At 67.0% G+C, this 457-nt stretch carries 1 protein-coding gene; it reads right to left on the bottom strand.

What is annotated here, in order from left to right; all coding sequences use genetic code 11:
* A partial coding sequence (locus AC1DYG_RS19675; protein WP_477641537.1) for a hypothetical protein occupies nt 1–262 on the bottom strand: 262 nt, incomplete at its 3' end.
* Nucleotides 263–457 lie beyond the last annotated feature (195 nt).

A 457-nucleotide genomic window follows, 5' to 3' on the forward strand; every position in this document is an offset into this window, starting at 1 on the left:
CCTGGGAGTCCTTCGTGCTGAAGAGCACCTCCCACACCTGGCTCCCGGGAAAGTAGAGGTTGGGCGGCATCTGCCGGAGCTTGAGCACCTCGCCGGGAGCATGCGCGGCCAGGTCCGGCGGCGCACTGAAGAAGGGATCCGGGTCGGCCACCGGGTAGACCGGGAGCGCGGCCGCACCGCCGGCCCCCGCCGTCGCCGCTACCAGGACCGACGCCAATCCGACCACGACGCCGCCTACCAGACTTCGAATCAACGCTCCCATGGACCACTCCCCAGTCGTCAGGACGTTCGATCGAGCATTCCGTCGTGACTATGCCAGGGGTCTCCGACGGCCCATCGGGTTTCGTGTCACTGCTTGGTCTCGACAGCGGGCCGTTCGGTCACGATTCGATCACTTCGACCGCTCTCCTCATCACGGTCGGCTCTCACCTCGAGCACCCGATCCACGGCACTGCGG

It is taken from the genome of Pedococcus sp. P1_H8 (genome assembly GCF_056405175.1).